23 protein-coding genes are annotated in these 26,525 nt (G+C 64.6%); 14 read left to right on the top strand and 9 right to left on the bottom strand.

The window, feature by feature from the left end; translation table 11 throughout:
• Positions 1–47 precede the first annotated feature (47 nt).
• From IE126_RS09800 to IE126_RS09760, 9 genes are all read left to right on the top strand, one after another.
• Positions 48–1,136 carry an ABC transporter ATP-binding protein gene (locus IE126_RS09800; protein WP_189380845.1) on the top strand — a complete coding sequence of 363 codons (1,089 nt, stop codon included), beginning with the start codon at positions 48–50 and terminating at the stop codon, positions 1,134–1,136.
• A gap of 3 nt (positions 1,137–1,139) precedes the next feature.
• Entirely contained in the window at positions 1,140–2,222 is a 1,083-nt protein-coding gene (locus IE126_RS09795; protein WP_189380844.1) for an ABC transporter ATP-binding protein, read from the top strand.
• Positions 2,222–3,094, top strand: coding sequence for a carbohydrate ABC transporter permease (locus IE126_RS09790; protein WP_108129141.1), 873 nt, complete (start codon positions 2,222–2,224; stop codon positions 3,092–3,094). Before IE126_RS09795 ends, IE126_RS09790 begins: the two co-directional genes overlap by 1 nt.
• Positions 3,094–3,897, top strand: a complete 804-nt coding sequence (locus IE126_RS09785) for a carbohydrate ABC transporter permease (RefSeq protein WP_054303025.1) — start codon at positions 3,094–3,096, stop codon at positions 3,895–3,897. The genes IE126_RS09790 and IE126_RS09785 overlap by 1 nt, the downstream gene beginning before the upstream one ends.
• Before the next feature lie 14 nt (positions 3,898–3,911).
• Positions 3,912–4,328 (top strand): DUF2160 domain-containing protein, encoded by a 417-nt coding sequence (locus IE126_RS09780; protein ID WP_189380843.1) that lies wholly within the window; start codon positions 3,912–3,914, stop codon positions 4,326–4,328.
• An 87-nt stretch (positions 4,329–4,415) separates the two neighbouring features.
• Complete coding sequence (locus tag IE126_RS09775; RefSeq protein WP_054303026.1) at positions 4,416–6,134, top strand: ABC transporter substrate-binding protein; 1,719 nt, start codon at positions 4,416–4,418, stop codon at positions 6,132–6,134.
• Between the two features lie 70 nt (positions 6,135–6,204).
• Entirely contained in the window at positions 6,205–7,695 is a 1,491-nt protein-coding gene (glpK, locus tag IE126_RS09770) for a glycerol kinase GlpK (protein ID WP_189380842.1), read from the top strand.
• 112 nt (positions 7,696–7,807) lie between these two features.
• The gene (locus IE126_RS09765) at positions 7,808–9,130 is read left to right on the top strand and encodes an aminotransferase class I/II-fold pyridoxal phosphate-dependent enzyme (RefSeq protein WP_054303028.1); all 1,323 of its coding nucleotides are present in this window, start codon (positions 7,808–7,810) and stop codon (positions 9,128–9,130) included.
• Between the two features lie 166 nt (positions 9,131–9,296).
• The gene (locus IE126_RS09760; RefSeq protein ID WP_189380841.1) at positions 9,297–11,231 is read left to right on the top strand and encodes an AfsR/SARP family transcriptional regulator; all 1,935 of its coding nucleotides are present in this window, start codon (positions 9,297–9,299) and stop codon (positions 11,229–11,231) included.
• Here the strand turns inward: IE126_RS09760 and IE126_RS09755 are convergent.
• From IE126_RS09755 to IE126_RS09745, 3 genes are read right to left on the bottom strand one after another with little or no spacing between them, the layout of a single operon-like run.
• Entirely contained in the window at positions 11,207–11,770 is a 564-nt protein-coding gene (locus tag IE126_RS09755) for a hypothetical protein (RefSeq protein ID WP_054303030.1), read from the bottom strand. The genes IE126_RS09760 and IE126_RS09755 overlap by 25 nt on opposite strands.
• Positions 11,771–11,772: 2 nt before the next feature.
• Positions 11,773–13,296 carry a peroxidase family protein gene (locus IE126_RS09750; protein WP_189380840.1) on the bottom strand — a complete coding sequence of 508 codons (1,524 nt, stop codon included), beginning with the start codon at positions 13,294–13,296 and terminating at the stop codon, positions 11,773–11,775.
• A 51-nt stretch (positions 13,297–13,347) separates the two neighbouring features.
• A complete protein-coding gene (locus tag IE126_RS09745) occupies positions 13,348–14,223 on the bottom strand; it encodes a YcaO-like family protein (protein WP_108129146.1) in 876 nt (291 codons plus the stop codon).
• A gap of 103 nt (positions 14,224–14,326) precedes the next feature.
• Here IE126_RS09745 and IE126_RS09740 point away from each other — a divergent pair, with 103 nt between their 5' ends.
• From IE126_RS09740 to IE126_RS09730, 3 genes are all read left to right on the top strand, one after another.
• Positions 14,327–15,700 (top strand): sigma-54-dependent transcriptional regulator, encoded by a 1,374-nt coding sequence (locus IE126_RS09740; protein WP_229825371.1) that lies wholly within the window; start codon positions 14,327–14,329, stop codon positions 15,698–15,700.
• 56 nt (positions 15,701–15,756) lie between these two features.
• Positions 15,757–17,661, top strand: coding sequence for a sensor histidine kinase (locus IE126_RS09735; protein WP_229825391.1), 1,905 nt, complete (start codon positions 15,757–15,759; stop codon positions 17,659–17,661).
• Positions 17,662–17,913: 252 nt separating this feature from the next.
• Positions 17,914–19,647, top strand: coding sequence for an OFA family MFS transporter (locus IE126_RS09730; protein ID WP_189380838.1), 1,734 nt, complete (start codon positions 17,914–17,916; stop codon positions 19,645–19,647).
• A gap of 33 nt (positions 19,648–19,680) precedes the next feature.
• Here the strand turns inward: IE126_RS09730 and IE126_RS09725 are convergent, their stop codons facing one another.
• From IE126_RS09725 to IE126_RS09705, 5 genes are read right to left on the bottom strand one after another with little or no spacing between them, the layout of a single operon-like run.
• A complete protein-coding gene (locus IE126_RS09725) occupies positions 19,681–20,805 on the bottom strand; it encodes an aminotransferase class V-fold PLP-dependent enzyme (RefSeq protein ID WP_189380837.1) in 1,125 nt (374 codons plus the stop codon).
• Between the two features lie 5 nt (positions 20,806–20,810).
• On the bottom strand, positions 20,811–21,485 hold the full coding sequence (locus tag IE126_RS09720; protein WP_054301286.1) for an amino acid ABC transporter permease: 675 nt from the start codon (positions 21,483–21,485) through the stop codon (positions 20,811–20,813).
• Positions 21,473–22,252 carry a D-glutamate cyclase family protein gene (locus tag IE126_RS09715; RefSeq protein ID WP_189380836.1) on the bottom strand — a complete coding sequence of 260 codons (780 nt, stop codon included), beginning with the start codon at positions 22,250–22,252 and terminating at the stop codon, positions 21,473–21,475. The genes IE126_RS09720 and IE126_RS09715 overlap by 13 nt, the downstream gene beginning before the upstream one ends.
• Positions 22,249–22,686: a hypothetical protein gene (locus IE126_RS09710; protein ID WP_189380835.1), complete on the bottom strand. Its 438-nt coding sequence runs from the start codon at positions 22,684–22,686 to the stop codon at positions 22,249–22,251. The genes IE126_RS09715 and IE126_RS09710 overlap by 4 nt, the downstream gene beginning before the upstream one ends.
• 1 nt (position 22,687) lies before the next feature.
• The gene (locus tag IE126_RS09705) at positions 22,688–23,488 is read right to left on the bottom strand and encodes an ABC transporter substrate-binding protein (RefSeq protein WP_189380834.1); all 801 of its coding nucleotides are present in this window, start codon (positions 23,486–23,488) and stop codon (positions 22,688–22,690) included.
• A 183-nt stretch (positions 23,489–23,671) separates the two neighbouring features.
• Here IE126_RS09705 and IE126_RS09700 point away from each other — a divergent pair, with 183 nt between their 5' ends.
• Positions 23,672–24,307 (top strand): GntR family transcriptional regulator, encoded by a 636-nt coding sequence (locus IE126_RS09700; protein WP_211317730.1) that lies wholly within the window; start codon positions 23,672–23,674, stop codon positions 24,305–24,307.
• A gap of 16 nt (positions 24,308–24,323) precedes the next feature.
• Here the strand turns inward: IE126_RS09700 and IE126_RS09695 are convergent, their stop codons facing one another.
• Positions 24,324–25,325 (bottom strand): LacI family DNA-binding transcriptional regulator, encoded by a 1,002-nt coding sequence (locus IE126_RS09695; protein WP_189380833.1) that lies wholly within the window; start codon positions 25,323–25,325, stop codon positions 24,324–24,326.
• 140 nt (positions 25,326–25,465) lie between these two features.
• Between IE126_RS09695 and IE126_RS09690 the strand changes: the two genes are divergently transcribed.
• Positions 25,466–26,524, top strand: a complete 1,059-nt coding sequence (locus IE126_RS09690) for a sugar phosphate isomerase/epimerase family protein (RefSeq protein ID WP_189380832.1) — start codon at positions 25,466–25,468, stop codon at positions 26,522–26,524.
• Position 26,525: the final 1 nt, after the last annotated feature.

The following is a 26,525-nucleotide window of genomic DNA, read 5'->3' as shown; positions in this document are numbered from 1 at the left end:
GCGGCGCGTCAGCCAGAGGAGGGCAGGCGCATCGTGGAGGAGATCGAATGACGTTGGAACTGCAAGGCGTGTCGCGCGTGGTCGGCGGGCGGGATCACATCCACCCGACCAGCATGACATTGCGAAACGGCACGATGAACGTGCTGCTGGGGCCGACGCTGTCGGGCAAGACCAGCCTGATGCGGTTGATGGCCGGGCTGGATAAGCCAAGTGCCGGACGCATCCTGTGGGAAGGCCGCGACGTGACCGGCTTGCGGGTGCAGGACCGGGGCGTTGCCATGGTCTATCAGCAGTTCATCAATTACCCCGGTCTGACGGTGTATGAAAACATCGCCTCGCCGCTGCGTATCCTGCGCCGCAGCACGGCCGAGATTGATCGTGCCGTGCGACAGACAGCCGAGATGCTGCGCCTGACCCCGATGCTGGAGCGCAAGCCACTGGAGCTGTCGGGCGGGCAGCAACAACGCTGTGCGCTGGCGCGGGCGTTGGTGAAAGGGGCAGGGCTGGTGCTGCTGGACGAGCCGCTGGCGAACCTCGATTACAAACTGCGCGAGGAGTTGCGGGTCGAAATCCCGAAGATCTTCGAGGCTTCGGGCGCGATCTTCGTTTATGCGACCACTGAACCGGAAGAGGCGCTGCTGCTGGGTGGCCATACCGCGACACTTTGGGAAGGCCGGGTAACGCAGTTCGGACCTACCGCAAAGGTGTATAGAAATCCTCATGATGCGACTACGGCAAGAGTCTTCTCGGACCCGCCAATGAACTTCGTGCCGGCGGTCAAGACGGGCGGGCAGGTCCACTTTGGCGAAAGTGCCTCCGTTGCGGCGGACGGAGCGATGTCCGCTTTGCCTGATGGTCGCTATCTGGCCGGGTTCAGGGCCAATCATCTGGCGCTGCATCGCCCGTCCGGGGCGGCTGTGGAATTTGCCTGCAAACTCGCGGTGACGGAAATCACCGGATCGGAAACCTTCATCCACGTCAGCCATGGCACGGATCGCTGGGTCGGTCTGGTCGGCGGGGTGCATGACCTGACACCGGGGCAGGGGGTGCAGGTCTGGCTGGACCCGGCGCATGTCTATCTGTTTGACGCGGACGGGCAGCTTGCTGCGCCTGCCGCCTATGCACAGGTGGCCTGAGCCATGGCCCAGATCACGCTGAAGAACCTCGCGCACAGCTACCTGCCCAATCCGAAGGGCGAACAGGATTACGCGCTGAAGGAAATGGATCATGTCTGGCAGGATGGTGGCGCCTATGCCCTGCTGGGCTCGTCCGGCTGCGGCAAGACTACGCTGCTGAACATCATCTCGGGCCTGCTGCGGCCAAGCCATGGGAGGGTGTTGTTCGGCGACCGCGATGTGACCGATGCCGCCACGGCCGAGCGCAATATCGCGCAGGTGTTCCAGTTCCCGGTCGTATACGACACGATGACCGTCCGCGACAATCTGGCCTTCCCGCTGCGCAATCGCGGGCAGGACGCAGCCTATATCAACCGCCGCGTCGATCAGATTGCGCAGATGATCGGGATGGAGGCGATGCTGTCGCGAAAGGCGCAGGGCCTGACCGCCGATGCCAAGCAGAAGATCAGCCTTGGCCGTGGCATGGTGCGCGAGGATGTCAACGCGATCCTGTTCGACGAGCCACTGACCGTCATCGACCCACACATGAAGTGGGAGCTGCGCACACAGCTCAAGCAGCTGCACCGCGAGTTCGGCCATACGATGATCTATGTCACGCATGACCAGACCGAAGCGCTGACCTTCGCCGACAAGGTGGTGGTGATGTATGACGGTCGCGTAGTGCAGCTCGGCACGCCTGAGGAACTTTTCGAAACCCCGGCACATACATTCGTGGGGTATTTCATCGGCTCCCCCGGCATGAACTTTCTGGATGCGCGAGTATCGGGCACCCATGCCATGCTGGTCAGCGGGGCAGGGGTGGATCTGGGCGACGATCACGGGACCCCCTCGGGTCGTGTACAGATCGGCATTCGCCCTGAACATGCTGTTCTGACGGAAGGGCAGGGGCTGCCGGTCACCATTCGCCGGGTCGAGGATGTCGGGCGCCATCGCATCCTGCGGGCCGAACTGGAGGGGCAGCCTTTCAACATTGTTCAGCCGGAAGGGCAGCCCGTTCCGGCGCTGCCGCGCGTGGCCTTCGTGCCTGGCAAGATCAACGTCTATGCCGACGACTGGCGCGTCGCACCGCAGGGGAGGGCGGCCTGATGGAAAAGACACAGAACAACCGCGCCTGGTTTCTGGTGCTGCCGGTGCTGGTGCTGGTCGCCTTTTCGGCGGTGATCCCGCTGATGACCGTGGTGAACTATTCGGTCAACGATACTTTCGGGAACAACGAATTTTTCTGGGCCGGGCTCGACTGGTTCGATGAGGCCGTGCATTCCGACCGTATTCATGGCGCGCTGCTGCGGCAGGCGATGTTCTCGGCCATCATTCTGGCCATCGAGGTCCCGCTCGGCATCTTCGTCGCGCTGAACATGCCCAAGAAGGGCTTCTGGTCCTCGTTCTGCCTTGTGGTCATGGCGCTGCCGCTGCTGATCCCGTTCAACGTCGTCGGCACCATCTGGCAGATCTTTGGTCGCGGTGACATTGGCCTGCTGGGGCATACGCTGGCCGCCATCGGGATCGACTACAACTATACCTCCGACCCGTTCGATGCATGGGCCACGGTGGTGGTGATGGATGTCTGGCACTGGACCTCGCTGGTGGCGCTGCTGGCCTATGCCGGTCTGCAATCCATTCCGCAGGCCTATTATCAGGCCGCGCGCATCGACCAGGCGAGCCGCTGGGCCGTGTTCCGCTACATCGAGCTGCCGAAGATGAAGGGCGTCCTGCTGATCGCGGTTCTGCTGCGCTTCATGGACAGCTTCATGATCTATACAGAACCTTTCGTCGTCACCGGCGGCGGCCCCGGCAATTCGACCACCTTCCTGTCAATCGACCTTGTGAAGATGGCCGTGGGTCAGTTCGATCTTGGCCCCGCCGCCGCCTTCTCGATCATGTATTTCCTCGTGATCCTGCTGGTGAGCTGGGTGTTCTACACCGTGATGACCAATCTCGACCGTCAGGAGGCCAAGTGATGCGCAGCCGCTCCTCCGCCCTTGTGATGACATTTTATCTTCTGTTCCTCATGGTGCCGATCTACTGGCTTGTGAACATGAGCCTGAAGACCAATGCCGAGATCACCGGAACCTTCTCGATCTTTCCGCGCGAGCTGACCTTCCGCAACTACATGGTGATCCTGACCGACCCGAGCTGGTACATGGGCTACGTCAATTCGATCATCTATGTGGTGCTGAACACGGTCATTTCCATCGCCGTGGCGCTGCCCGCCGCCTATGCCTTCAGCCGTTACAGCTTCATGGGTGACAAGCACCTGTTCTTCTGGCTGCTGACCAACCGCATGTCGCCGCCCGCCGTCTTCGCACTGCCGTTCTTCCAGCTTTATTCCTCCATCGGGCTGTTCGACACGCACATCGCGGTGGCGCTGGCGCATTGCCTGTTCAACGTGCCGCTGGCGGTGTGGATTCTGGAAGGCTTCATGCGCGGCGTGCCGAAAGAGATTGACGAGACCGCCTACATCGACGGCTATTCCTTCCCGCGCTTCTTCATCCGCATCTTCATGCCGCTGGTGGCCAGCGGGATCGGTGTCGCGGCCTTCTTCTGCTTCATGTTCTCATGGGTGGAACTGTTGCTGAGCCGCACACTGACCAGCGTGAACGCCAAGCCCATCGCAGCCACCATGACGCGCACGGTATCGGCCAGCGGGATGGACTGGGGTGTTCTGGCCGCCGCAGGGGTGCTGACCATCATTCCGGGCGCGCTGGTGATCTGGTTCGTCCGCAACTACATCGCCAAGGGCTTTGCCCTGGGCCGCGTGTGAAGGAGGGCTGGATCATGTCTGCAACCACGGCAAACCGCGTCAACTGGCCCGCGATCTACGTTACCGCCGCCGCAGTCCTTGGCGCCGCACTGATCTTCCTGATCTGGGCTACCCCGGTAAAAGACGGCGCGAAGGATTGGTTCGCGCCGATGATCAAGGGCGGCTGGATGGCCTGGACCTTCCCGGTCGCGCTGTTCTTCTGGATCATCGCGAGCCTGCTCGTGACCTTCACCATCCTTGCGATCCGGTTTCCCGAAACCCCGCGCGTCGGCCTCCTGCGGATCGAGACGACGCGCGGCGACCGGCTGTTCATCTCGCTTCTCGGCTCGGCCTTCATCTGTCTGGCCTGGCTGTTCTGCGCGGGCCCCCCTGTCTGGGGCGGGCTCGCACTGTGCCTTGTCTATGCCGTGGCGGTTTTCGTCTGGGTTTAGACCGGAAGATCCCTCTGGTGCGGCTGGACCCCGCGCCAGAGGGCAAGAATGCTCAACGCCTGTTTCACATTCCAAGGGAGGAATACAATGAGACTGACATCAACCGCAATGGCGCTGGCGCTGCTGGCCGTGGGGGCCCCCGCCTGGGCCGACATGGACGCCGCCAAGAAATTCCTCGATTCCGAAATCGCGGGCATGACCGTCCTGTCGCCCGAAGATCAGGAAAAGGAAATGCAGTGGTTCATCGACGCGGCCAAGCCCTTTTCGGGCATGGATATCAAGGTCGTGTCCGAAACCATCGCGACGCATGAATATGAATCCAAGGTTCTGGCCCCGGCCTTCACTGCCATCACCGGCATCAAGATCACCCATGATCTGATCGGCGAGGGTGATGTCGTCGAGAAGCTGCAAACCCAGATGCAGACCGGCGAGAACATCTATGACGCCTATGTCAACGATTCCGACCTGATCGGGACGCACTGGCGCTATCAGCAGGCCCGCAACCTGACCGACTGGATGGCGGGCGAGGGCAAGGATGTTACCAACCCCGGTCTCGATCTGGCTGATTTCATCGGCACCCAGTTCACCACCGCGCCGGATGGCAAGCTCTACCAGCTTCCTGACCAGCAGTTCGCCAACCTCTACTGGTTCCGCTACGACTGGTTCACTGATCCCAAGACCATGGAGGATTTCAAGGCCAAATATGGCTATGACCTCGGCGTGCCGGTCAACTGGTCGGCCTATGAGGATATCGCCGAATTCTTCACCGGCCGCGACATGAGCTATGCGGGCGGGCCGTCCTCGGGCGTCTATGGCAACATGGACTACGGCAAGAAAGACCCGAGCCTCGGCTGGCGCTATACCGATGCCTGGATGTCGATGGCTGGCATGGGCGACAAGGGCGAGCCGAACGGCTTGCCGGTCGATGAATGGGGTGTCCGGGTCGATGAAAACTCGCGGCCCGTCGGCTCTTGCGTGGCGCGGGGTGGGGCAACCAATGACGCGGCGGCGGTCTATGCCGTGACCAAGGCGATCGACTGGTTGCAGAAATATACCCCGCCGGAAGCCATGGGCATGACCTTCGGTGAGGCCGGTCCGGTTCCGGCGCAGGGTTCCATCGCGCAACAGATGTTCTGGTATACTGCTTTCACCGCCGACATGGTGAAGCCGGGCCTGCCGGTGATGAACGAGGATGGCACGCCGAAATGGCGCATGGCTCCCAGCCCGCATGGTGCGTATTGGACCGAGGGCACCAAGATCGGCTATCAGGATGTGGGGTCGTGGACGCTGATGAAATCCACCCCGGTGGATCGTGCGCAGGCCGCATGGCTTTATGCGCAATTCGTGACCTCGAAGCTGGTTGATCTGAAGAAATCCGATGTCGGCCTGACCTTCATCCGTCAGTCCACCATCGACAGCCAGCACTTCACCGACCGTGCGCCGAAACTTGGCGGGTTGATCGAGTTCTACCGCTCGCCCGCCCGGACCCAGTGGTCGCCCACCGGCACCAATATCCCGGACTATCCGAAGCTGGCGCAGCTGTGGTGGCAGAATATCGGCGACGCGCTGTCGGGGGCCAAATCCCCGCAGGAGGCGCTGGACGCGCTGTGCGCCGATCAGGAAAAGGTGCTGATCCGGCTTGAGAAATCGGGCGTTCAGGGCGACATCGGCCCGAAGATGAACGAAGAGCAGGACCCGCAATACTGGATCGACCAGCCGGGCGCGCCGGTCGGCAAGCTGGACAACGAAAAGCCGCAGGGCGAAACCGTGTCCTATGACGAGCTGATCAAATCCTGGCAGAACTGATGCCATGAAGGGTCCGGGCGGCTGCGGTCGCCCGGACCTGTCTCTTCCACGACCACGGGACCGCGCTGCCATGACCCATATCCTTGCCATCGACCAGGGCACCACCTCGTCACGGGCGATCCTGTTCGACGCGGATCTTCGCCCGGTCGCTTCGGCGCAAGAGGAGTTTCCGCAGCACTATCCCGCCTCCGGCTGGGTCGAACATGATCCGGCGGATCTTTGGGCCACCACGGCGGCGACCGCGCGGGCGGCCATCGAAAGGGCAGGGCTGGGCGTCGGCGCCGTGTCGGCCATTGGCATCACCAACCAGCGCGAAACCACCTTGCTGTGGGACCGCGCGAGCGGCCAGCCGCTGCACAATGCGATTGTCTGGCAGGACCGCCGCACTGCCCCGATCTGCGAAAGTCTGCGCGCTGCCGGTCATGCCGCGCTGATTACCGAGCGCACCGGCCTTCTGCTGGATCCGTATTTCTCGGGCACCAAGCTGAAATGGCTGCTCGATACGATCCCCGGTGCCCGCGCGCGTGCGGCGAAGGGGGAACTCGCTTTCGGTACGGTCGACAGCTGGCTGATCTGGAACCTGACCGGCGGCAAGGTGCATGCCACCGATGCCACCAATGCCTCGCGCACGTTGCTTTACGACATCGGCGCGAACCGCTGGGATCCTGATATCTGCGCGCTTCTGGATATTCCGATGGCGCTGCTGCCCGAAGTACGCGACTGCGCCGATGATTTCGGCACCACGCGGCCCGATCTGTTCGGGCGGGAAATCCCGATCCTCGGTGTCGCGGGCGACCAGCAGGCGGCGGCAATGGGCCAGGCGTGTTTTCAGCCCGGCATGATGAAGTCGACCTATGGCACCGGATGTTTTGCCCTGCTGAACACCGGGGCGGATCGGGTGCCCTCGACCAACCGGCTGCTGACCACCATTGCCAGCCGCCTGAACGGCAAGACCAGCTATGCGCTGGAAGGCTCCATCTTCATCGCGGGGGCGGTGGTGCAATGGTTGCGCGACGGGCTGAAGATCATCCGCAGCGCACCGGAAACCCAGCCCCTCGCCGAAAGTGCCGATCCGTCGCAAGAGGTGATCCTGGTGCCCGCCTTCACCGGCCTTGGCGCGCCCTACTGGCGGCCGGAATGCAGGGGGGCCATCTTCGGCCTGACGCGCAACTCCGGCCCGGCCGAACTGGCGCGGGCGGCGCTGGAAAGCGTGGGCTACCAGACCCGCGACCTTCTGGAGGCGATGCGCGCAGACTGGGCCACCGCAGCCGGGGGGGTGCTGCGGGTTGATGGCGGCATGGTGGCGAGTGACTGGACGATGCAGTTTCTGGCCGACATTCTTGGCGCTCCGGTAGATCGTCCGGTGGTGACGGAAACCACCGCGCTCGGAGCGGCCTGGCTTGCCGGCTACCGGGCCGGTCTTTACCCCGGACCCGAGCAATTCGCCAGGACCTGGGCGCTGGAACGCCGTTTCGTACCGGCTATGGGCGGGGCAGAACGGGACGCGAGATACGCGCGCTGGACCCGCGCCGTCAGCGCCACTGTGGCCGCGTCCGAATGAAAATCCGCTCCGTCATTTGCTGCGTCAGACAGGAATGACGATGCGCTGACGCAAGGCAGGTCATTGTCCTTTCAAGCACCGCGGCTGTTGCCGCATCGCCGAGGACCGAACGATGACCTGCACTCTCGACAGCACTGAAGTTGCCAGCGCCACGGCGATGGACCAGTTCGATGCCGGATGCGTCTCGCTGATGGATCGCTGGCAGCCGATGACGGAATGGTATGACGAGCGGCTGAAATCTGGGCTTGATGCCACATGCAAGGCCAATGCCTGCCGCATCGGCCCGCGCGTGGTGGCGCGTGATCGGGCAGGGCGCGGGCTGGCGGGAATAAATATGGCCTCGCAGGATTTCCTGAGCCTCGCCTCGCATCCCAAGATCCTTGCGGCGGCTTCGGCGGCGGCACGGCGCTACGGGGTCCATTCGGCGGGCACTGCGGTCCAGATGGGGCTGACCACGCTGACCACCTCGCTGGAAGAGCGGATTGCCGCTTTCGTCGGCATGGCACAGGCCATCGTGTTTCCAAGCGGCTGGACCGCCGGTTTCGGCGCCATTCGCGCGCTGGTGCGACCGGGCGATCATGTGCTGGTGGACGCCCATGCCCGGGAATGTCTTCAGGACGGCGCCGCCGCTTCCGGTGCAACCGTGCATCAGATCCAGCACGGCTCGACCGAGGCGCTGGTCCGCCGGCTGGAACGACTGCGGGATGAAGACCCGCAGGCCGGCATCATCGTTGTGACCGAGGCGCTGTTCGCCATGGAACCGGGCAGCGCCAGCCTGCCCGAATTGCAGCAGCTTTGCCGTCGCTATGCGGCGACGCTGCTGGTGGATGTGGCCAATGACCTGGGTGCGCTTGGCGCCACAGGGCGTGGTGTCTGCGAGATGCAGGGCATCCTTGGCGGTATCGACATCCTCACCGGCAGCTTCTCCAAGACTTTCGCCGCGAATGGCGGGTTTGTCGCCTCCAACCATCCGGCCCTGCGGCTTGCCATGCGGGTGGGCAGTTCGGTGCAGGGATGCAGCAATGCGATATCGCCCCTTCAGGCAGCGGTGGTGCTGGCCGCGCTGGAAATCGTGGACAGCGAGGAAGGCGCCGAACGGCGCAACCGGCTGATGCAGAACATCGAAAGGCTGCGCACCGGGCTGGAGGACGCAGGGTTTGAGGTCACCGGTGCGCCGGGCGCGGTCGTGACCGTCAGGCTCGGGCGGCTGGCCTGCGCGCGGCGGCTGACGGCCGACATGCTGTCGCGGGGCGCGCTGCTCAACCTGACCGAGCCGCTGACGCCGGGAAGCGCCGATGCGCTGTGGCGGCTGAAGCTTCTCGCCGATCACGGAACCAGCGAGGTCGATGGCTTCGTGGCGATTGCCCGCGAGGCGAAAGCCCGGCTTGACGAAGAAAATGCGCGCAGTGCGGCGCTTCAGTATGCGGTGGCCTGACGATCCCCTCAGGGCCACTGTATCGGTGCGGATCGGTCAATGACGGCAGGTGGCGGGGCAACCCGGAATGTCGTCTTTGGCCGATCCGCATCTGCCACGGGTTTACGCCCGCACCGCACACGGCTATCCCTAGAATCAGACTTCGATTTCTGGGGATGTATCGAAGATGGCCGGGTGCACCTACTTCCGCATCCTTGACAGATTTTGCTTGTCGGTCGACGGGCAGGAACTGCCCGTAAAGGGGCAGAAGCAGAAGGCTATTCTCGCATGGTTCAGCCTGACCGGCGAAAGCGGTATCGCGCGCGACCGGCTGGCTGATCTTTTGTGGTCCGATTCCGGTGCGGAAAAGGCTCGTGGTTCTCTGCGCAATACCCTGCATGTGCTGGCACGCGACTGTGCGGGGATTTCGCTGTTCGAGGCTGACCGTCTGGCGGTGCGGGCACGGTTCGCGGGCGCGCCGTGTGACATATCGCAGGCTTTGGCGGCTTTCGACGCGGGGGATACAGCACCGCTTGCGGCGCGGTCGCTTGCCGATGCCGACATCCGCTTCGCCGCCGATCTGTGGGGGCTGGACCCGGAGTTCGATGGCTTCCTGACCGAACGCAAGGCAGCCTATCTGGCGTATCTTTCAGCGCAGCTGCGCTCCCGTCTGCACGCGGCTGGCGAAAAAACCGGCGCGCGTCTGCTGGCCGAGCGCCTGCGCGAGCTGGAACCTCAGGATGAAGAGGCGACGCGGGCGCTGATGCGTCTGGATATCGCGGCGGGTAATAACGCTGCTGCGATGGAACATTATCGCAAGCTCTGGACGCTTCTGGACGAGGAATTCGATCTGGAACCCGCCGAGGAAACCCAGGCGCTTGCGATTTCGCTCAAGCTTTCCGGTTCGGCTGCGCCCTTGCCGGCGCAGCTTGATGACGAACGGATCACGATTTTCGTCCAGTCCTTCGCCTTGTCCGCGCTGCCTGATGACGAACAGATTCTGGTGGCTGCGGTGCAGGCCGAACTGGGATCGGCGCTTTATGCGGTCGAAGACTGGGTGACCATCGAAACCAGCCCCGGAATGCAACTGCCCGCCCGCCCCGGCAATTACGAACTGCGTGGTTCACTGTCGCCGGGGCTGGAGGAAATGCGGCTGATCCTGTCGCTGAAGGATCTGTCCACCGGCGCGATTATCTGGTCATGGCCGCTGCATATCCGGCGCGGCGACTGGGTGCGCAACTCGGGTTTCGCGGTGCAGCGTATCGCCATGCGCCTGACCGGCAAGCTGGAGTCGCATTACATCAGCGGGCTGGAAGGCCTGTCCGACGCCCAGCTTGCCGATTATCGCAAGCTGATGCGCGCGGGCTGGCTGATGCGCGACTGGTCTTCCGATGCGGACCGGCGGGCGGAGGCGCTGCTGCGCTCGGTTTCCTCCGGCGGCGATCTGGGGCTGCGCGCGCGTATCGGGCTGGCCGAATTGCTCAACAGCCGCGAACTGATCTTTCCGGGCTCGGGTCCGGTTCATGCCGGTGTACCCGAGGCGCTGGAAATCGGGCGGGCCTGCACCGCCGAGGCGCCCGACCGTGGCGATGCCTGGCTTGCCTTCGGCTGGAGCTCGATCCTGCTGGATCACGTCGACGCTGCGGCCGAGGCCGCGAATGTGGTGGCCGACCTGTCGCAAAGCAATCCGCGCCGCCTGTCGGCGGCTTCGGAAATGATGGCGCTGACCGGGCAGGTGACCCGCGCGACCCGTCTGGCCGAGGCGGCTTCGGCGCTTGATGCCGGGGTGTGCCGGGTGTCGATGGGCTATCGGACGCCGGTCGCGCTGTTGTCGGGCGATTATGCCACAGCGATGGATCTGGCCGACCGGGCCGCCGGGGCCATTCCCTTTACCTATGCCTATGGCTGCGCCGCCGCCGTGATGGCGGGGGATATGGCGCGGGCGGCCGGGTTCTGGCACCGTTTCAGCACCGATATTTCCGGCCGCTGGCAGGGCGCAGGTGCGCCAGATCCGCTGTCGTGGTTTCTGGCGGCGACGTCGATGCGGTCAGCCTACGGGCTGGACCGCATCGGCGAGGCCCTGTGGCAGATCGCCGGTCAGCGGCAGGATCGCGTGGTATAATCGCCCACATTGCCCCAGACGAACTGCATCGCGGTTGTCTTGCCCGCAAAGTAATCGTCCAGATAGGTCAGGTTCTGGAACCTGCTGCCCTCAGCCTGGTGCTGGAGCGCCAGATCCTCCTTGGCGGCGATGTTGTTCTTTTCGGGCAGGCGGATATTCACATGGTCGGCGGTGTTCTGGAACAGGCTCATCGTCGCGGCTTTGTGGACATGCTGGACCTCAAGCACCCCGTCGACAACCCAATGCCCCAGCGGATCATCGGAGGTGTCCCCGTCCAGCGGTTTGAAATAGGCGGCGAACAGCGGCGACTTGACCGTTTCGGTCACGATGTCGGGCGAACGGGCGAGGCTGCCCTCTCCCTCGGCGAGCTGCGCGGCGAATTTGCGGGCATAATTCGCCAGCAGATTGCAGAATGCCTCGACCGTTGTCGGGTAGTTCGCCGCGGGCTGCCGCGTCATGGCAATCATGAAGGCGCCGACGGTTTCAAAGTCGATGGTATTGTATTTCACATCCGGCTGGGCCGGGCTTCCGGTGGTCATTGTCACACTCCGCTGTTGAGGGTCAGAAATCGTATCAGGCTGGGCATGTCGGGGATATCCGGCATGTCAGGGTCGACGGGGGCGTCTGGCAGGGCGGCTTCGGCAGTTTCAACCGCCGCGCGGATCGCCCCCCACAGAAGTGCCGACCCCAGCGCGCCCAGTCGCAGACCGTCGCCAAAGCCCTGCGTGGCGGGCCCGCGACCGGCCTCAAGCAGCGTGTAAAGATATAGCGGCGGATCGGCAGCCAGATGCGGTGGCGCCAGATGCCCGCAGGCGTTGCACCAGTCGCTGATCAGCTTTGCCCGTGCGGGGCCATCCCACAGCAGCCAGTCGGGAAAGCGGCTCCGCAGGGCAGGGGCCAACCGGGTGGCGAGGCTTGACACGGATTGCAGGCCGCCATCGGTGCTGCGGGCCAGATCGCGCAACGCCAGATCGTTGTCGCTGGTGACAAGCGAGGAGTGAATCTCCATCGCATCCGGCAGGCCGAAATCACTGCCGAACATGGCCGCCAGCCCGCCTTCCATCCGCATGGCCTTTTGCGGTGGTGAGAGCAGATCGAGATCAAAGAAATTGCGCCAGTCGATGCGCCAGAAATTCTCTGCCCCCGGCCGGGCGCGCAGGGCGGCGATATCGGGATCGCCACGCAGCAACAGGCGCACGGGAACGGTGTTGACGTTCAGCCTGTACTGGCTGCGCACCAGCCAGTGTCCTGCGCGCAGGATGGCCGCCATCACTTCAACCGGGATATCGGCGGCGCCGGGCGGTCCCAGGTCGGCAGGCGTATCGGCCAGCGCGGGCAGGGCGAGGCGCGGCAGCAGATCGCGCAGCAACAGCCCGTGCCACATCCGAACCGTGGCGGTCTTGGCCCCGCGCAGGCTGTCGGCAGGCGAATGACCGCGTGCGGCAAGCCGGGTGGTCACCGCCCCGGCATGGGCGATGAACAGCGCCGAAAGCTGTGCGATCATCGGGTTGTCGTCATTGCGCGTATCAGGCAGCGCGCCCAGCGTCCGGCCAAGGCCGCTTGCAGGTTTCCGGCGCGTGATGTCGGCGGCGAAATACGGATAGAACAGCGGTGCCGGGGGAAACCTGTGCAATTCGGGCAGGGACAGATCGGCGGAAACCGGGCCGAACAGGCTTTCCAGATGCAGCGGCTGGGTCCGCTCGGCCTGTGTCACCGTTGTGCGGGTAAGCTCTGGCGCGGGGTCGGACAGCGCATAATCGAATTCACCTTCCGTCGGCGTGCACAGGTCATGGGCCAGCAGTTGCCCGAGGTAGGTATACCCCGCAGGCATCTCGCCTTCGGCACCGGCCTGCACGGGTTTGACCAGCCGCGCCGCCAGATCCGGCAGGTCGCGCACCGACCCCAGCAGCGATTGCCCACCGCAATAGAGCGATGCGGACTCTGCCATCTTCGGACAGCCGAAACTGCGCCGCCCCGCGGGCAGGGCAGGCGGCGGCAGTTGTGCCGCCGCTTTCAGCATACGCCATGCCATGTAAGGGCTGGTCCCTCCGGGTGGATTCGGCATCGGTTTCTCCCTTGTCACGGGGAATATGTCGCGCGATGCGTCAGCGTAACGTCAGTCAGCGGGGGCAAGCAACGGGCGGGAGCGGGGCCAGGCCGGACAGACAAAGCGCCAGACAGGTACCCGGAGTTGTGGTGATGTCAGGTCAGAAAATCCATAAGTTGTAACGAGATCGCCAAGAAGCTTTTCCAGCGATCCGCCTGCCGGTTCCGGTGCGGCAGCCTGCGCTGTATGCAACGCGGGCAGACGCGGAGCCAGTGCGGTCTGCACATGGTCGCGGAAGGGTGTATCGGGGTGATGCGCCGGGGCGAGCCAGGCCAGTTCGGCCTGCAACATCTCGCGCGTGGCGGCCTCGGCGGCGCGGGCCGGATCGGGAGAGGCGGCGCTGCCAAGCGCGATCTGCCCGCCCGTGCCGTCGTCGCCCAGCATCAGCCGTACAGACAGACCCGGAAGAAAGGGCAAGGCCAGACACAGTACCCGCCGTCCCGTATGGCCCGCGCGGTAGGCGGCGAGTTCGGGCGGCTCGGCGCAGGCGTGGCCGGGCAGTTTGCCCTGCCACCACAGCGCCAGCGCCGCGCGTTCGGCCGCTTCGCAGAAAGCCGCCAGCCGGGCCGCCGCGTCGCTGTCCTGCGCCGCCGCCCCTTCGCTGCCCAGCCCCTCTGGCCCCGGCAGGGCGCGGGCATCTTCCAGCACGATCCTGCCCGTGGCATCCCGCGCGGGTACGGGTTCAGGATGCGCCTCCGGTCCCAATGACAGGCCCTCTGCCACCTCCCCCAGCGCGCGCAGGCGGGCGCTCCCGGCGGAAGGTCCGGTTCCGGTGCCGGGCTGGCCGCTGGCATGTCGTGCAAAGACCACGCAAAGCGCGGGCGCCCAGGGCGCACGCAACTGGTGCAGATCTGTCGTTTCGGCAAGCGGTGCGAGCGGGTTCATTCCCGCAGCCTAAGGTGCGCGGGGACCGCCCTCAAGCCGGGTTCTCGACCTCGCGCCGATTGCCCGCTAGGCTCGCCCCGTCGCAGCGAGGGGAGACGCCGACATGACCATGCCACCCGTGGCCATCGAGGATGCGGCGCTGACGCGGCTTCTGTCGCGTGCCCGCGTTCTGGTGGTGGATGACGAAGCCGGGATGCGCAACTTCCTGATGAAGACGCTGGCGCCCTTCTGTCAGGCGGTCGAGGTCGCGGGCACCACGGCCGAGGCCGATGCCCAGCTGGATCGCGGCAATTTCGACATCGTGATCCTCGACAATATCATGCCCGGCCTGAAAGGGCTGGATTGGCTGGCCGAACAGCGCCGTCGCGGCGGCTTTGCCGAAACCATCATGATCACCGCCTACGCCGATCTGGAAACCGCCATCGAGGCGCTGCGGGCGGGCGCGTCGGACTTCGTGCTGAAACCCTTCCGGTCGAACCAGTTGCTGAACGCCGTGCGGCGGGCCTTGCAGATGGCGCAACTGCGGCGTGAGAATCTGCTTCTGCGGCATGAGCTGGCCAGCGGCGATACCGGGCCGGGGCGGCGCAACCGGCTGATCGGCAGTTCCGCCAGCGTCGCCGCGGTGCGGGACATGCTGGCACGGGTGGCGGGAGTGACCACGCCGCTTCTGATCACCGGGGCATCGGGTACCGGCAAGGAAGTCGCAGCGCGGCATCTGCACGGGATCTCCGACCGCGCCGACCGGCCCTTCGTGCCGATCAACTGCGCCGCAATTCCGTCCGACCGGATCGAGGCGGAACTGTTCGGCCATATCGCCGGTGCTTTGCCCGGCATTCCCGAAGGGCGCGAGGGTTTTCTGCCTTCGGCGCAAGGAGGCACGGTTTTTCTGGACGAGGTCGCCGAACTCAGCCCCGCCGCACAATCGGCGCTGCTGCGGGTGGTGGAGGATGGCCGGATCCGTCCGCTGGGGGCGGCGCGGGATCTGGCGCTGGACCTGCGTTTCGTCCTCGCCTCCAGCCGCCCGCTGGAACCCGAAGTGGCAGCGGGGCGCTTCCGGCAGGATCTGTTTTTCCGCATCAATGTGCTTCAGATCGACATGCCACCGCTGCGCCATCGTGAAACCGACGTGATTGACCTTGCGGATCTGTTCCTGACCGAGATCGCGCAACGTCAGAGCCTTGCCCCGCTGGAGATGGACAGCACGACCCGCGCGGCCCTGTTGCGGCATGACTGGCCCGGGAATATCCGCGAGTTGCGCAATTTCATCGAACGCGCCCTGATCTTCGGGCGGTTTCCGCTGGAAACGCTGGCTCCGCCACAGCGGCAGGCCGAGGCCATCGAGCCTCTGGATGCGGTGGAACGCCGCCTGATCCTGCGCGCGCTGGATCTGACCGGCGGCAACCGCAGCGAGGCGGCGCGGCGTCTGGGCATTTCGCGCAAGACGATTGACCGCAAATGCGCGGGCTGGGGGCTTTAGTGGCGCGGCTCCTGCGCTCGGTCCGGGTGCGGCTGCTGCTGATTGCGCTGTTGCCCATGCTGGTGCTGCTGCCGCTTCTGCTTGGCGCCACGATGCAGCGCTGGTCGGGCAAGGTGGACGATTTGCTGATCGTCAAGGTGAATGGCGACCTGACCATTGCCGACCAGTATCTTGCGCGCCTGCTGGAGCTTTCGGGCGAAAGGCTGGATGCGCTGGCGCAATCGGTGGCGATGGAACGGGCGCTTCAGCGGCCGGACGATCTGACGGCACTGATTGCGGTGCAGAAGCAGACGCTGGGGCTGGATTTCCTGTATGTGACCGATGGTACTGACGCCCCGGCCGGTTTTTTGCCTGCCGATTGGCCGGTGATCGGCGCCGCGCTGCAAGGGCAGGGCAAGGCGGCGGTGGATATCCTGTCACCTGCCGCGATGGAGGCTTTGACCCCCGGCTTGGCGGCACGGGCGGCGGTGCCGCTGGTGGCCACTCCCAATGCCGCGCCGACCGACCGGCTGACCGAGGATCGTGGCATGATCATCCATTCCGCAGCGCCGCTGCGCCTGCCCGACGGCCGTGCGGCGGCGCTGGTGGGTGGGTTGCTTCTGAACCGTAACCTCGATTTCATCGACACGATCAACGCACTGGTCTACCAGTCGCGCAGCCTGCCCGAGGGCAGCCAGGGCACCGCGACGCTGTTTCTTGACGATGTGCGCATCTCGACCAATGTGCGCCTGTTCGAGAATGTCCGGGCCCTTGGTACCCGTGTTTCGCAGGCGGTGCGCGCGCGGGTTCTGGGTGAGGGGCAGACATGGCTCGACAGCGCCTTCGTGGTGAACGACTGGTATATCTCGGCCTATGAGCCGATCATCGACAGCCACGGTGCGCGGATCGGGATGCTGTATGTCGGCTTTCTGGAAGCGCCGTTCCGGGCCGAGAAAACCCGCTCTTACCTGATTGCCACGCTGGTGTTCCTGGCCATCGCCGCGCTGTCGGTGCCGATCTTCCTGCGATGGGCGGGGCGCATCTTCCTGCCGCTGGAGCGGATGGGCCAGACTATCGCACGGGTCGAGGCGGGCGAGATGGATGCCCGTAACCGGATCGGCGCCGGGGATGACGAAATCTCGCGCGTGGCCGATCACCTCGACGGGTTGCTGGATACTGTGCAGGAGCGTGATCGCCAGTTGCGCGACTGGAACGAGCAACTGAACCAGAAAGTCGAAGAACGCACCCGTGACCTGCGCGACGCCAACCGGAGGCTGGAACGCACGACCGAACGGCTGATCATGTCGGAAAAGCTTGCCGCAGTGGGCGAGATCACGGCAGGCGTCGCGCATGAGATCAACAATCCCATCGCGGTCATCCAGGGCAATCTGGATGTGGCGCGCATGGTGCTGGGCGAAGGCGCGGCGCCGGTAAAGACCGAATTCGACCTGATCGACGATCAGGTTTACCGCATCGGTACCATCGTCTCGAAGCTGCTGCAATTCGCGCGGCCCGGCGAATATTCCGGCGCGGCCAACATCATCTCGCCCGCGCAGGTGGTGCGGGACTGTCTGGTGTTGACCCGTCGTCAGATCGAGGGGGCAGGCATCGAAATCCGCACCGATCTGGCAACGGAGGCGCAGGTGTTCATGGAACGGACCGAACTTCAGCAAGTGGTCGTCAACCTGATCCTCAACGCCGTTCACGCCATGCCGGGCGGTGGCGTGCTGTCCCTGTCTGTGGCGCTGCGGCAGGGCAGGGTCGAGATCGGCGTGGCCGATAGCGGCACCGGGATGAGTGCAGAGATCCAGCGCCGCATCTTCGACCCGTTCTTCACCACCAAGCAGGCGCAAGGCACCGGGCTGGGTCTGTCGATCAGCCAGACGCTGATCACCCGCGCCGGAGGGCGGATCGGGGTCCGCTCGGCGCCGGGAAAGGGCAGCCGCTTCGTGATCCGCCTGCCGGTCGTGGAAAGTCCGTAAATGGACAAAATGTCCCACATTCAGCGCAGGGCCTGCACCGTTGCGGACAGAATGTCCCTGTTTTGGCGGATCAGAGAAATCATTTCAGCCAAAATGACAACTTAACTCATTGAAATTATTAATAAATTTTGTTGACCTGCAAATGATTCCCTCGCAAGGCTGAAGCGGCATGCTGTCGCATGCCAGATCGGGAGAGGCGCAAGGCAGGAGGGGCCGGCGCGTCATCCCCCGCTAAAAAGGGAGGGAAAACCCATGAGCAACGTCAAGTCAGGCGGCGCTTTCGGCTTCTTGCGGAAAGACCACATCGTCGCCAAGCCCGGCTTCAACCGCTGGCTGGTGCCACCGGCTTCCATCGCCATTCATCTGTGCATCGGATCGGTCTACGCATGGTCGGTGTTCAATCCGGCGCTGACCAAGCAGCTTGGTGTCGTGGCCCCGGCGGCTGACGACTGGTCGCTGGCCTCGGTGGTCTGGATCTTCTCGGTCGCGATCGTGTTTCTTGGTCTTTCCGCCGCTTTTGCAGGGCGGTGGCTGGAAGAAGTGGGCCCCCGCATGGTGGGCGTGGTCGCGGCGATCTGCTGGGGCGGTGGATTTGTCATCGGCTCGGTCGGGATTGCCACCCATCAGCTCTGGCTTGTGTATCTTGGCTATGGCGTGATCGGCGGCTGCGGGCTGGGGCTTGGCTATGTCTCGCCGGTGTCTACCCTGATCCGCTGGTTCCCCGACCGGCGCGGCATGGCGACGGGGCTTGCGATCATGGGCTTTGGTGGCGGGGCTATCATTGCCACGCCGCTGAAGGGCTGGCTGATGCAGACTTTCGCCAAGGCGCCTGAGTTTCTGGGTGCGCAGGAGACGGTGACGCTCGTTACCGAAGGCGGCCGGCAATTCGCGGAAACCGCAGCAGGCAAGGTCGAGGTTGTGGTGGCCTCCGCCGCGCAGGCGGCGGCACTGCCGGGCGGCGGCGAGGCGGGTGTTTACGCCGTGGGCACCGGCAATACCGGCGCGGCGGCCACCTTCCTTGCGCTTGGCATCGGCTATTTCGTCGTGATGATCGTGGCGGCGTTCCTTTATCGCGTGCCCGCACCGGGCTGGAAGCCCGCCGGCTGGCAGCCGAAACCCGCCGCCGCCAATGGCCTCATCACCTCTGCCAATGTTGACATCAATCAGGCGCTGAAAACCCCGCAGTTCTGGCAGCTCTGGATCATGCTCTGCTTCAACGTGACCGCCGGGATCGGTGTGATCGGCGTCGCCAAGACCATGATGTCGGAAATCTTCGGCACCACCATGCCGCTGGTCGTCACCGCCGCCTTCGCCTCGACCTATGTGCTGATGATCTCGGTCTTCAACATGCTGGGGCGGTTCTTCTGGGCCTCGACCTCGGATTATATCGGGCGCAAACCGGCCTATATGATCTTCTTCCTGCTGGGGACGCTGCTGTATCTGTCGATCCCCTATTTCGCCAGCACCGGAAGCGCCAGCCCGTCGATGTTCTATCTGGTAGGGTTCTACATCGCCACCATGGTTATCTTCACCATGTATGGCGGCGGCTTCGCCACCATCCCGGCCTATATCGCGGATCTGTTCGGGACGATGCATGTCGGCGGCATCCATGGCCGCATCCTTACCGCCTGGTCCACCGCCGGGGTGCTGGGGCCGCTGGCCATCACCAGCCTGCGCGACATGTCGGTGGGCAGCGCAATCCGGGATCTGGCCTCGCGCGTCGATCCGGCGGCCTTTTCCGAAAAGTTCGGGGCGCCGCTCGATCAGCTAGACAGCCTTGTCGCCGCCAAGACGGTGACTATCGCCCGGCTGATGGAGATTGCACCCGCGGGCACCATTGACCCGACGCCAAGCCTTTACAACACGACGATGTATGCGATGGCGGCGCTGCTGGTGATTGCCTTCATTGCCAACATGCTGATGCGGCCGGTGAAGGAACATCACCATCACGACGAACCAAAGCTGGCGCGCGTTCCGGCAGAATGATGGAAGGGGGCGCCAGTGGCGCCCTTTTTCGCATCAGGAGTGCAGCAGGTGGCGCAGCGCCGTGACCAACGTTTGCACCCCGTCATCGGTGGTGACGGGACCGGGCGAGGTGCGCAGAATCTGCCCGCGCCCGTCGGTGGCAATACCTGCCGAACGCAGCGCCGCTACGATCTCTGGGGCCGGGTGGCTGTCGGGCAGCCGCAACATGACCGAGCCGCCGCGTGCGGTTTCCGCGCGCGGGGTGATCAGGTCCAGCCCCATCTCATCCGCGGCGGCGATGATCCGCGCGGTCTGCCGCCGGTTCTGTGCCAGCAGTGCCGCGCGATCCTGCGCGGCATGCCAGTCCAGCGCGGGCAGCGAGGCGATGGCCGCCATGCAGCCCGGCGTGCCGTTGTCAAAGCGGCGGATGTCGGGGGCATAGGCGAAGCGGTCCAGCGCCCAGTTGAACGGGTCGGGCTGGCTGAACCAGCCGCGCAGCTCGGGCTGACACTGGCTGATCAGATCCGGCGCCACATGCAGGATGCCCGCGCCGGGCGTGCCGCACATCCATTTCAGGCTGGTCGAGATGGTGAAATCCACCGCCGGATCGGCGACGTCGAAGGGCAGCAGCCCCGCGCCCTGTGTAATGTCCACCCCGATCAGGCTGCCCATAGTCCGGCCATGCGCCACCATCGCGGGCAGGTCGATCCGGTGCGAGGTGGTTGAGGTGACCCATGTCAGCAGCGCTACAGCCACATCCGGCCCCCAATGCGCAAGGAAATCCTCGGGCTCCACCCAGGCGGCACCCTGCCGCATCGGCACGGTTTCCAGTGTGAACCCCAGCCGGTCCTGCAATTTCGTCAGGAGGAAGTGGTTCGACGGAAAGCAATCTGCCGCCACCAGCACCCGCTTGCCGGACAGCCGCTCGGGCGGCAGCGCGGTCATCAGCATGTGCAGGCCCTGCGTGACATTTTCGCAGGTGGTCAGGCTGCCTTCCGGGGCGCCGATGATGCCGCGCCAGTGTTCGATGAAGCCCGCGCGTTTGCCCAGCAGGTAGCCCCATTGCGCGTCATCCGGCGCTGCCCAGACGGCTGCAAATTCGGCCATGGCGTGGGCCAGATCCTCGGCCTTGCCGGGATACTGGCCGATGGAGTGATAAAGGAAATAGCTGTCTTGCATAGGTCTTACCGTTGATAGGCGCGCTGGAAGCGTTGCTCCAGCCAGCCGGTCAGCCGCACCAGCGGCCAGAGGATCGCCACATAGATCAGCGCGGCGCCGATCAGGGGCGTGGGATTGGCGAACAGGGCCTGCGCATCGGTGGCCTGTTTCAGCAGGTCGGTCATTGCCACCACCGACGCAAGCGAGGTGTCCTTGATGATGCTCACGCAGTTCGAGGCATGCGGCGGGATCACGATGCGCATGGCCTGCGGCAGCACGACCTTGCGCATGGCCAGCCAGAAATGGATGCCAAGCGCTGCTGCGGCCTCGAACTGACCCTTCGGGACCGCCTGAATGCCCGCCCGCATCACCTCTGCCGTATAGGCGCCCAGCACCAGCGACAGCGCGATGGCGGCGGCGGCGAAGGAGGACAGCACGACCCCCGCGAAGGGCAGGGCGTAATAGATCAGGATGAGCACCACCAGAACCGGCATGGCGCGCATGAGATCGGTATACAGCACCGCGAACAGCCGCAGCGGTTTCGGCGCATAAAGCCGCATCAGCGCGATGCCGACCCCCAGCGCCGTGCCCATCACGATGGCGGTGACACCAAGCGCCAGCGTCATTCCCAGTCCGCGCAACAGGATCGGGAAAGCGCGTCGCATCACATCGGCGTTGAAGAAGATGTCTACGGCGTCCATGCGCTCGCTCCATGCGGCTGGGCGGGAAGGTCGGTGATCAGCATGTGCCCCGGTGCATGGGTGATGGCGAAGGGCAGCCGGGCGGAGGCGATGGCGCGTTCCATCGTCACGCCGCAGGCCCAGAACACCGCGACTTCGCCGGACCGAACGTCGGTCAGCCCCAGCCCGTCGATCGGGCGTGACAGGTCGACCCCGATCACCGCCGGATCGCCGGTATGGACGGGCGCGCCATGCGCCTGGGGATGGTTGCGTGTGACCTCGGTCGCCAGCGCGACCTGATCCGCCGCGACCGCCCGCATCGTCACCACCAGATTGCCGCCGAACAACCCAGCCGCCCGGTTGGGCAGCGCAGTATCAAAGGCGGAACAGCTTCGCCCCGGAGCATGGCAGCGCAGGGTAACGCCTGCCGCCACCAGATCGGCTTCGAAACTCAGCGAACAGCCGATGGCGAAGGGCACCAGATCGTCGCGCCAATGCGCGGCGATGTCGGGCAGGGTGCCGGTTGGCTGCCCGTCGCGGAACGTCCGGTAAAGCGGCAGGTCGTGGCGCAGGTCGATGTCGCCCAGATCCGGCAGCGCCGGATCGCCCGCACTTCCACGCGCCAGCAAGGGGCAGGCGGCAGGATTGGCGTGCAGAAACGCCTCGAAATCATCGGCGAAGGCGGCGGGGATCAGCGCCAGATTGGCCTGTGTCCAGCCCGGACACAGCGCCGCCGTCTGCCGCACCTCGCCCGCGCGAAATCGTTGCCGCCAGTCCGCCGGGGTCATGCCGCGTGCCAGTCGGTTTCGATCTGCGCTTTGAACAGTAGCACCTCAAGCTCATGCGTCTTGCGGGTGCGCATCCAGCGGTCGTCATCCATCCAGCCTGCGCGCCAGGTCGTCATCGCGACGAGGCAGGCGCCCGCAGGCAACCCCCAATCAGGCCCGGGCGTCACGCGGATAGAGACCCGCGGCGCCCGCGCACCCGCCGCGCCAAGGTGAAAGTCGATCAGCCCCAGATCGGGATGCGGTCGGATTTCCACCGCCGCCTCCGACCCGTCGAAGAGCGATACCCCGCGCCAGAGGCCGGGTTCGGCCTCCGGCTGCAAATCCATCGACCCCAGTGCCCAACGGCCCAGCTTTCGCCCATCTGCCAGATGGCCGAAGGTGAAATCAGAAGGCGCCTCCACGCGCACCGAGGCCAGATGTGCGATATCCTGCATCTCAGTCGGCCGAGGTCGGCACCGGCATCGGCGTCACAGTATAGCTGTCCGCCGCCGGGGCGACGCCCATCCATTTCTCATAGATCGCCGCCATGGTGCCATCCGACTTCATGTCGGACAGGATCTGGTTCACTTGTTCCAGCTTGTCCGAACCCTTCGGCATCATCATGGCGAATTTCTCGCCCGTGGCGATCTCTGCCCCCACGGTCAGGCCCTTCATCTGGGTGAAGGCATAGCGCAGGCCGACCACATCGTTCACCGCCGCGTCAATCCGCCCGTTCAGCAGATCGGTCAGCATGTTCGAAGTGGTGTCATAGCTTTTGTATTCGGCATAACCGATTTCGGCTTCGCGTTCTTTCAGCCAGTTTTCGGGGAAGGAGGTGGCAACCGACCCCACAACCTTGCCCTTCAGCCCCTCGACCGACGCGATGTCGGACCCGTCCTTGACGCCGATCCCCAGCGCGCCCTGGAAATAGGGCTGAGTGAAAGACTGGCTTTCCAGCCGTTCATTGGTGATGGTCAGCGAGGAAATCACCATATCCACCCGGCCCGAGGCAGAGGCGACGAACAGCGCCTTGAAATCCATGCCGTCGATATTGGCGGTGGTGCCCATGCGCCTGGCGATTTCGTTGACGATATCGACCTCGAACCCCTCGAATGTGCCCGCCTCGGTCTTGTTTTCCCATGGCGGGTTGGCCGGATAGGCGCCAACGCGCAGCGCATCCTGCGCGAAAGCGGCGGTCGACAAGCTCAGGCCAAGCATCAGACCGGCGACGATGCCGGTGCGGCGGGTCATTTTCATGGGAACCTCCCTGTTGGACTTCGGGTCTCTCATCGGCCCGATTCTGCAGGGAATGGTGCCATAAACTGTATACTTTTCAAGAAATATTTCGGATTCAAAATGTCGCCAAGATATAATAATACCCTTTATATATTGATGAAATTCAGTTTTTATACAGTCAATCGGCTTCCAAAGAGTATGCAAATGTCCAGACAAAGTCATCGTGATCGGATCTATGACGTGCTGATGACGCGTATCCAGCGCGGCGAGGTCGGCTGGGAGGATCGGCTGATCGACACCGTCATTGCGACTGAACTGGGGGTGTCGCGGATGCCTGCGCGCGATGCGCTGATGCGGCTGGCTGCCGAGGGCTATCTGGTGCCGACAACGCGTGGCTTCACGCTGCCGAACCTCAGCCGCGCCGAGGTGCTGGAGGTGTTCGAGCTGCGCCGCATGCTGGACCCCCGTGCTGCCGCCATGGCCGCGCAGGCGATGACGTCCGAGGTGCTGGCCGATCTGACGCATGCGGTCGCGCAGACGCAGGGCTCGCTGGTGTCGGGCGACGTGCCGCTGTTCTTCCACGCCTGCGAGGTTTACCGTAACCGCTGGCTCGACATCGTGCCGAACCGGGTGCTGGTCGACACCATCCGCCGTTACCTGGTGCAGGTGCAGACCGTCCGGCTGACCACGATGCGTGACGATGCAACCAACCGCATCATTGTCGAGGGGCAACGTGATCTGCTGGCCGCATTTCAGGCCCGCGACGCGGTTGCGGCTTCGGACCGGATGCTGCGCTTCGTGATCGAGGGCGAACAGGCGTTCCGGGCAATCGCGTCCTGAAGGGCCGGGGAAACGGTCAGGCCGGGGCGGGGCCGGTGCTGGCGCGCAGGATCAGCTCGACCGGCAGCACGGTATCGGCATCGCGGGCCTCGCCTTTCAGGCAGGCCAGCATGCGTTCGGCTGCGGCGCGGCCGATCTCGGTTCGGGGCTGGCGGATCGTGGTCAGTGGTGGCGAGATATGGGCGACCAGTTCGATATCGTCAAAGCCCACCACCGACAGGTCGCCCGGCACGCGCAGCCCGTGGCGCTGCACCTCGCCGATGAAACCGCAGGCCATGGCGTCGGAGGCGAAGAATACTGCGGTCGGGCGGGTGGCGGCGGGTTGATCCAGCCAGATGCGCGCTGCCGCGCGCCCGGAATCCAGCGAGAAATCGCCAGGATAAAGATAGTCCTCGGGGAAGGGCAGGCCGCGCGCCGCCAGAGCCTCGACCGTGCCGGACAGCCGCGCCTCGGTCAGCACGTTGCCGCGTGGCCCGGCGACATGGCCGATGCGGCAATGGCCCAGATCGGCCAGATGATCTACGGCCAGTCCCGCCGCAGCGCGATTGTCGATCTTCACGCGCGGCGCGGGCAGGCCGGGCACCCATTCGCAGGCCTCGACCACCGGCACGCGCCCTTGCAGCGCGGCGGCGGGCAGCGTGCCGTCAAGAATGATCAGCCCGTCGGCCCGGCTGGGTTCGGCGTAATCCAGCAGGGTTTGCGCGTCAGCGGTGCGGGTATCGGCAATCAGCAGGTTGTAACCGGCCGGGCCAAGGACCGAGGCGATGCCGGACAGGATCTGCGAAAAGAACGGGTTGGCGAGGTTCGGCACCAGCGCCACGATGCCGCCCGTTCGCCGGTGGCGCAGATTGCGCGCGGCGAGGTTCAGCCGGTATCCCGTCGCCTCCACCGCCTGTTGCACGGCGGCGCGGGTGTCCTCGCTGACCCGCTCGGGGGTCGACAACGCCCGGCTGACCGTGGCGGTGGAAACCCCGGCAAGGCGGGCAACGTCGCTGATCTTGGGGCGGTCGTGCTTCATGGCCTTTCATACGCCGGGGCTGCGGCGGGCTCAATCCGTTCAGATGTGCAAGAATCATATTGCAAACGATTACATCGCATGTCTATCGTTGATGTAACCGATTACATAATCGGTCCCGTCACCAGTTTTGGGAGGAGCTGATGCGGACGATCAAAGGCCCCGGCCTGTTCCTTGCGCAATTCGCGGGGGACGCGGCGCCGTTCAACAGTTTCGCCGAGATTACCCGCTGGGCTGCCGATTGTGGTTACAGGGGGGTGCAGATCCCGACATGGGACGCCCGGCTGTTTGATCTGGACCGCGCCGCCGCCTCGCAGGACTATTGCGACGAGGTGAAGGGCATCGCCGCCGAGGCGGGTCTCTCGATCACCGAGCTTTCCACCCATCTGCAAGGCCAGTTGGTTGCGGTGCATCCGGCCTATGATGTGGCCTTCGACGGCTTCGCAGTGCCCGCCGTGCGCGACAATCCGGCGGCGCGGGCGGAATGGGCGCAGGATCAGGTGAAGAAGGCGCTGACCGCCTCGCGCCGTCTGGGGCTTGGGGCGATGGCCACCTTCTCGGGTGCGCTGGCCTGGCCCTATATCTACCCCTGGCCGCAGCGCCCCGCCGGGCTGATCGAGGAAGCCTTTGACGAGCTTGCCCGCCGCTGGCGCCCGCTGCTCGACCATGCCGAGGACTGCGGCGTGGATCTTTGCTATGAAATCCACCCCGGCGAGGATCTGCACGACGGCATCAGCTACGAGATGTTTCTGGAACGCACCGGAAATCACACGCGGGCCTGCATGCTGTATGACCCGTCGCATCATGTGCTCCAGCATCTCGACTATCTGGAACACATCGACATCTATCACGACCGTATCCGCATGTTCCACGTCAAGGACGCCGAGCTGAACCCGACCGGGCGGCAGGGGGTCTATGGCGGCTATCAATCCTGGGTCAACCGCGCCGGGCGTTTCCGCAGCCTTGGCGACGGGCAGGTGGATTTCGGCGGCGTCTTTTCGAAGCTCACGCAATACGGGTTCGATGGCTGGGCGGTCGTCGAATGGGAATGTTGCCTGAAACACCCCGAGGATGGCGCGCGGGAAGGTGCCGAATTCGTGCAGGCCCATATCATCCGCATCACCGAAAAGGCGTTCGACGATTTCGCGGATGCGGGCACCGACCGCGCCGCCAATCGCCGCATGCTCGGGCTGGGGGGCTGAG

Source organism: Gemmobacter nanjingensis, assembly GCF_014652195.1.
Lineage (GTDB): Bacteria > Pseudomonadota > Alphaproteobacteria > Rhodobacterales > Rhodobacteraceae > Gemmobacter > Gemmobacter caeni.
Note: the sequence above shows the minus strand (reverse complement) of the source record. Positions and strands in the feature narration are given on the sequence as shown.

What these genes read in the sequence shown, in the direction of transcription:
- IE126_RS09800 (WP_189380845.1), top strand. Translation starts at nt 48, where the DNA reads ATGACGTTGGAACTGCAAGGCGTGTCGCGCGTGGTCGGCGGGCGGGAT.
- IE126_RS09795 (WP_189380844.1), top strand. Translation starts at nt 1,140, where the DNA reads ATGGCCCAGATCACGCTGAAGAACCTCGCGCACAGCTACCTGCCCAAT.
- IE126_RS09790 (WP_108129141.1), top strand. Translation starts at nt 2,222, where the DNA reads ATGGAAAAGACACAGAACAACCGCGCCTGGTTTCTGGTGCTGCCGGTG.
- IE126_RS09785 (WP_054303025.1), top strand. Translation starts at nt 3,094, where the DNA reads ATGCGCAGCCGCTCCTCCGCCCTTGTGATGACATTTTATCTTCTGTTC.
- IE126_RS09780 (WP_189380843.1), top strand. Translation starts at nt 3,912, where the DNA reads ATGTCTGCAACCACGGCAAACCGCGTCAACTGGCCCGCGATCTACGTT.
- IE126_RS09775 (WP_054303026.1), top strand. Translation starts at nt 4,416, where the DNA reads ATGAGACTGACATCAACCGCAATGGCGCTGGCGCTGCTGGCCGTGGGG.
- glpK (WP_189380842.1), top strand. Translation starts at nt 6,205, where the DNA reads ATGACCCATATCCTTGCCATCGACCAGGGCACCACCTCGTCACGGGCG.
- IE126_RS09765 (WP_054303028.1), top strand. Translation starts at nt 7,808, where the DNA reads ATGACCTGCACTCTCGACAGCACTGAAGTTGCCAGCGCCACGGCGATG.
- IE126_RS09760 (WP_189380841.1), top strand. Translation starts at nt 9,297, where the DNA reads ATGGCCGGGTGCACCTACTTCCGCATCCTTGACAGATTTTGCTTGTCG.
- IE126_RS09755 (WP_054303030.1), bottom strand. Translation starts at nt 11,770, where the DNA reads ATGACCACCGGAAGCCCGGCCCAGCCGGATGTGAAATACAATACCATC.
- IE126_RS09750 (WP_189380840.1), bottom strand. Translation starts at nt 13,296, where the DNA reads ATGCCGAATCCACCCGGAGGGACCAGCCCTTACATGGCATGGCGTATG.
- IE126_RS09745 (WP_108129146.1), bottom strand. Translation starts at nt 14,223, where the DNA reads ATGAACCCGCTCGCACCGCTTGCCGAAACGACAGATCTGCACCAGTTG.
- IE126_RS09740 (WP_229825371.1), top strand. Translation starts at nt 14,327, where the DNA reads ATGACCATGCCACCCGTGGCCATCGAGGATGCGGCGCTGACGCGGCTT.
- IE126_RS09735 (WP_229825391.1), top strand. Translation starts at nt 15,757, where the DNA reads ATGCTGGTGCTGCTGCCGCTTCTGCTTGGCGCCACGATGCAGCGCTGG.
- IE126_RS09730 (WP_189380838.1), top strand. Translation starts at nt 17,914, where the DNA reads ATGAGCAACGTCAAGTCAGGCGGCGCTTTCGGCTTCTTGCGGAAAGAC.
- IE126_RS09725 (WP_189380837.1), bottom strand. Translation starts at nt 20,805, where the DNA reads ATGCAAGACAGCTATTTCCTTTATCACTCCATCGGCCAGTATCCCGGC.
- IE126_RS09720 (WP_054301286.1), bottom strand. Translation starts at nt 21,485, where the DNA reads ATGGACGCCGTAGACATCTTCTTCAACGCCGATGTGATGCGACGCGCT.
- IE126_RS09715 (WP_189380836.1), bottom strand. Translation starts at nt 22,252, where the DNA reads ATGACCCCGGCGGACTGGCGGCAACGATTTCGCGCGGGCGAGGTGCGG.
- IE126_RS09710 (WP_189380835.1), bottom strand. Translation starts at nt 22,686, where the DNA reads ATGCAGGATATCGCACATCTGGCCTCGGTGCGCGTGGAGGCGCCTTCT.
- IE126_RS09705 (WP_189380834.1), bottom strand. Translation starts at nt 23,488, where the DNA reads ATGAAAATGACCCGCCGCACCGGCATCGTCGCCGGTCTGATGCTTGGC.
- IE126_RS09700 (WP_211317730.1), top strand. Translation starts at nt 23,672, where the DNA reads ATGTCCAGACAAAGTCATCGTGATCGGATCTATGACGTGCTGATGACG.
- IE126_RS09695 (WP_189380833.1), bottom strand. Translation starts at nt 25,325, where the DNA reads ATGAAGCACGACCGCCCCAAGATCAGCGACGTTGCCCGCCTTGCCGGG.
- IE126_RS09690 (WP_189380832.1), top strand. Translation starts at nt 25,466, where the DNA reads ATGCGGACGATCAAAGGCCCCGGCCTGTTCCTTGCGCAATTCGCGGGG.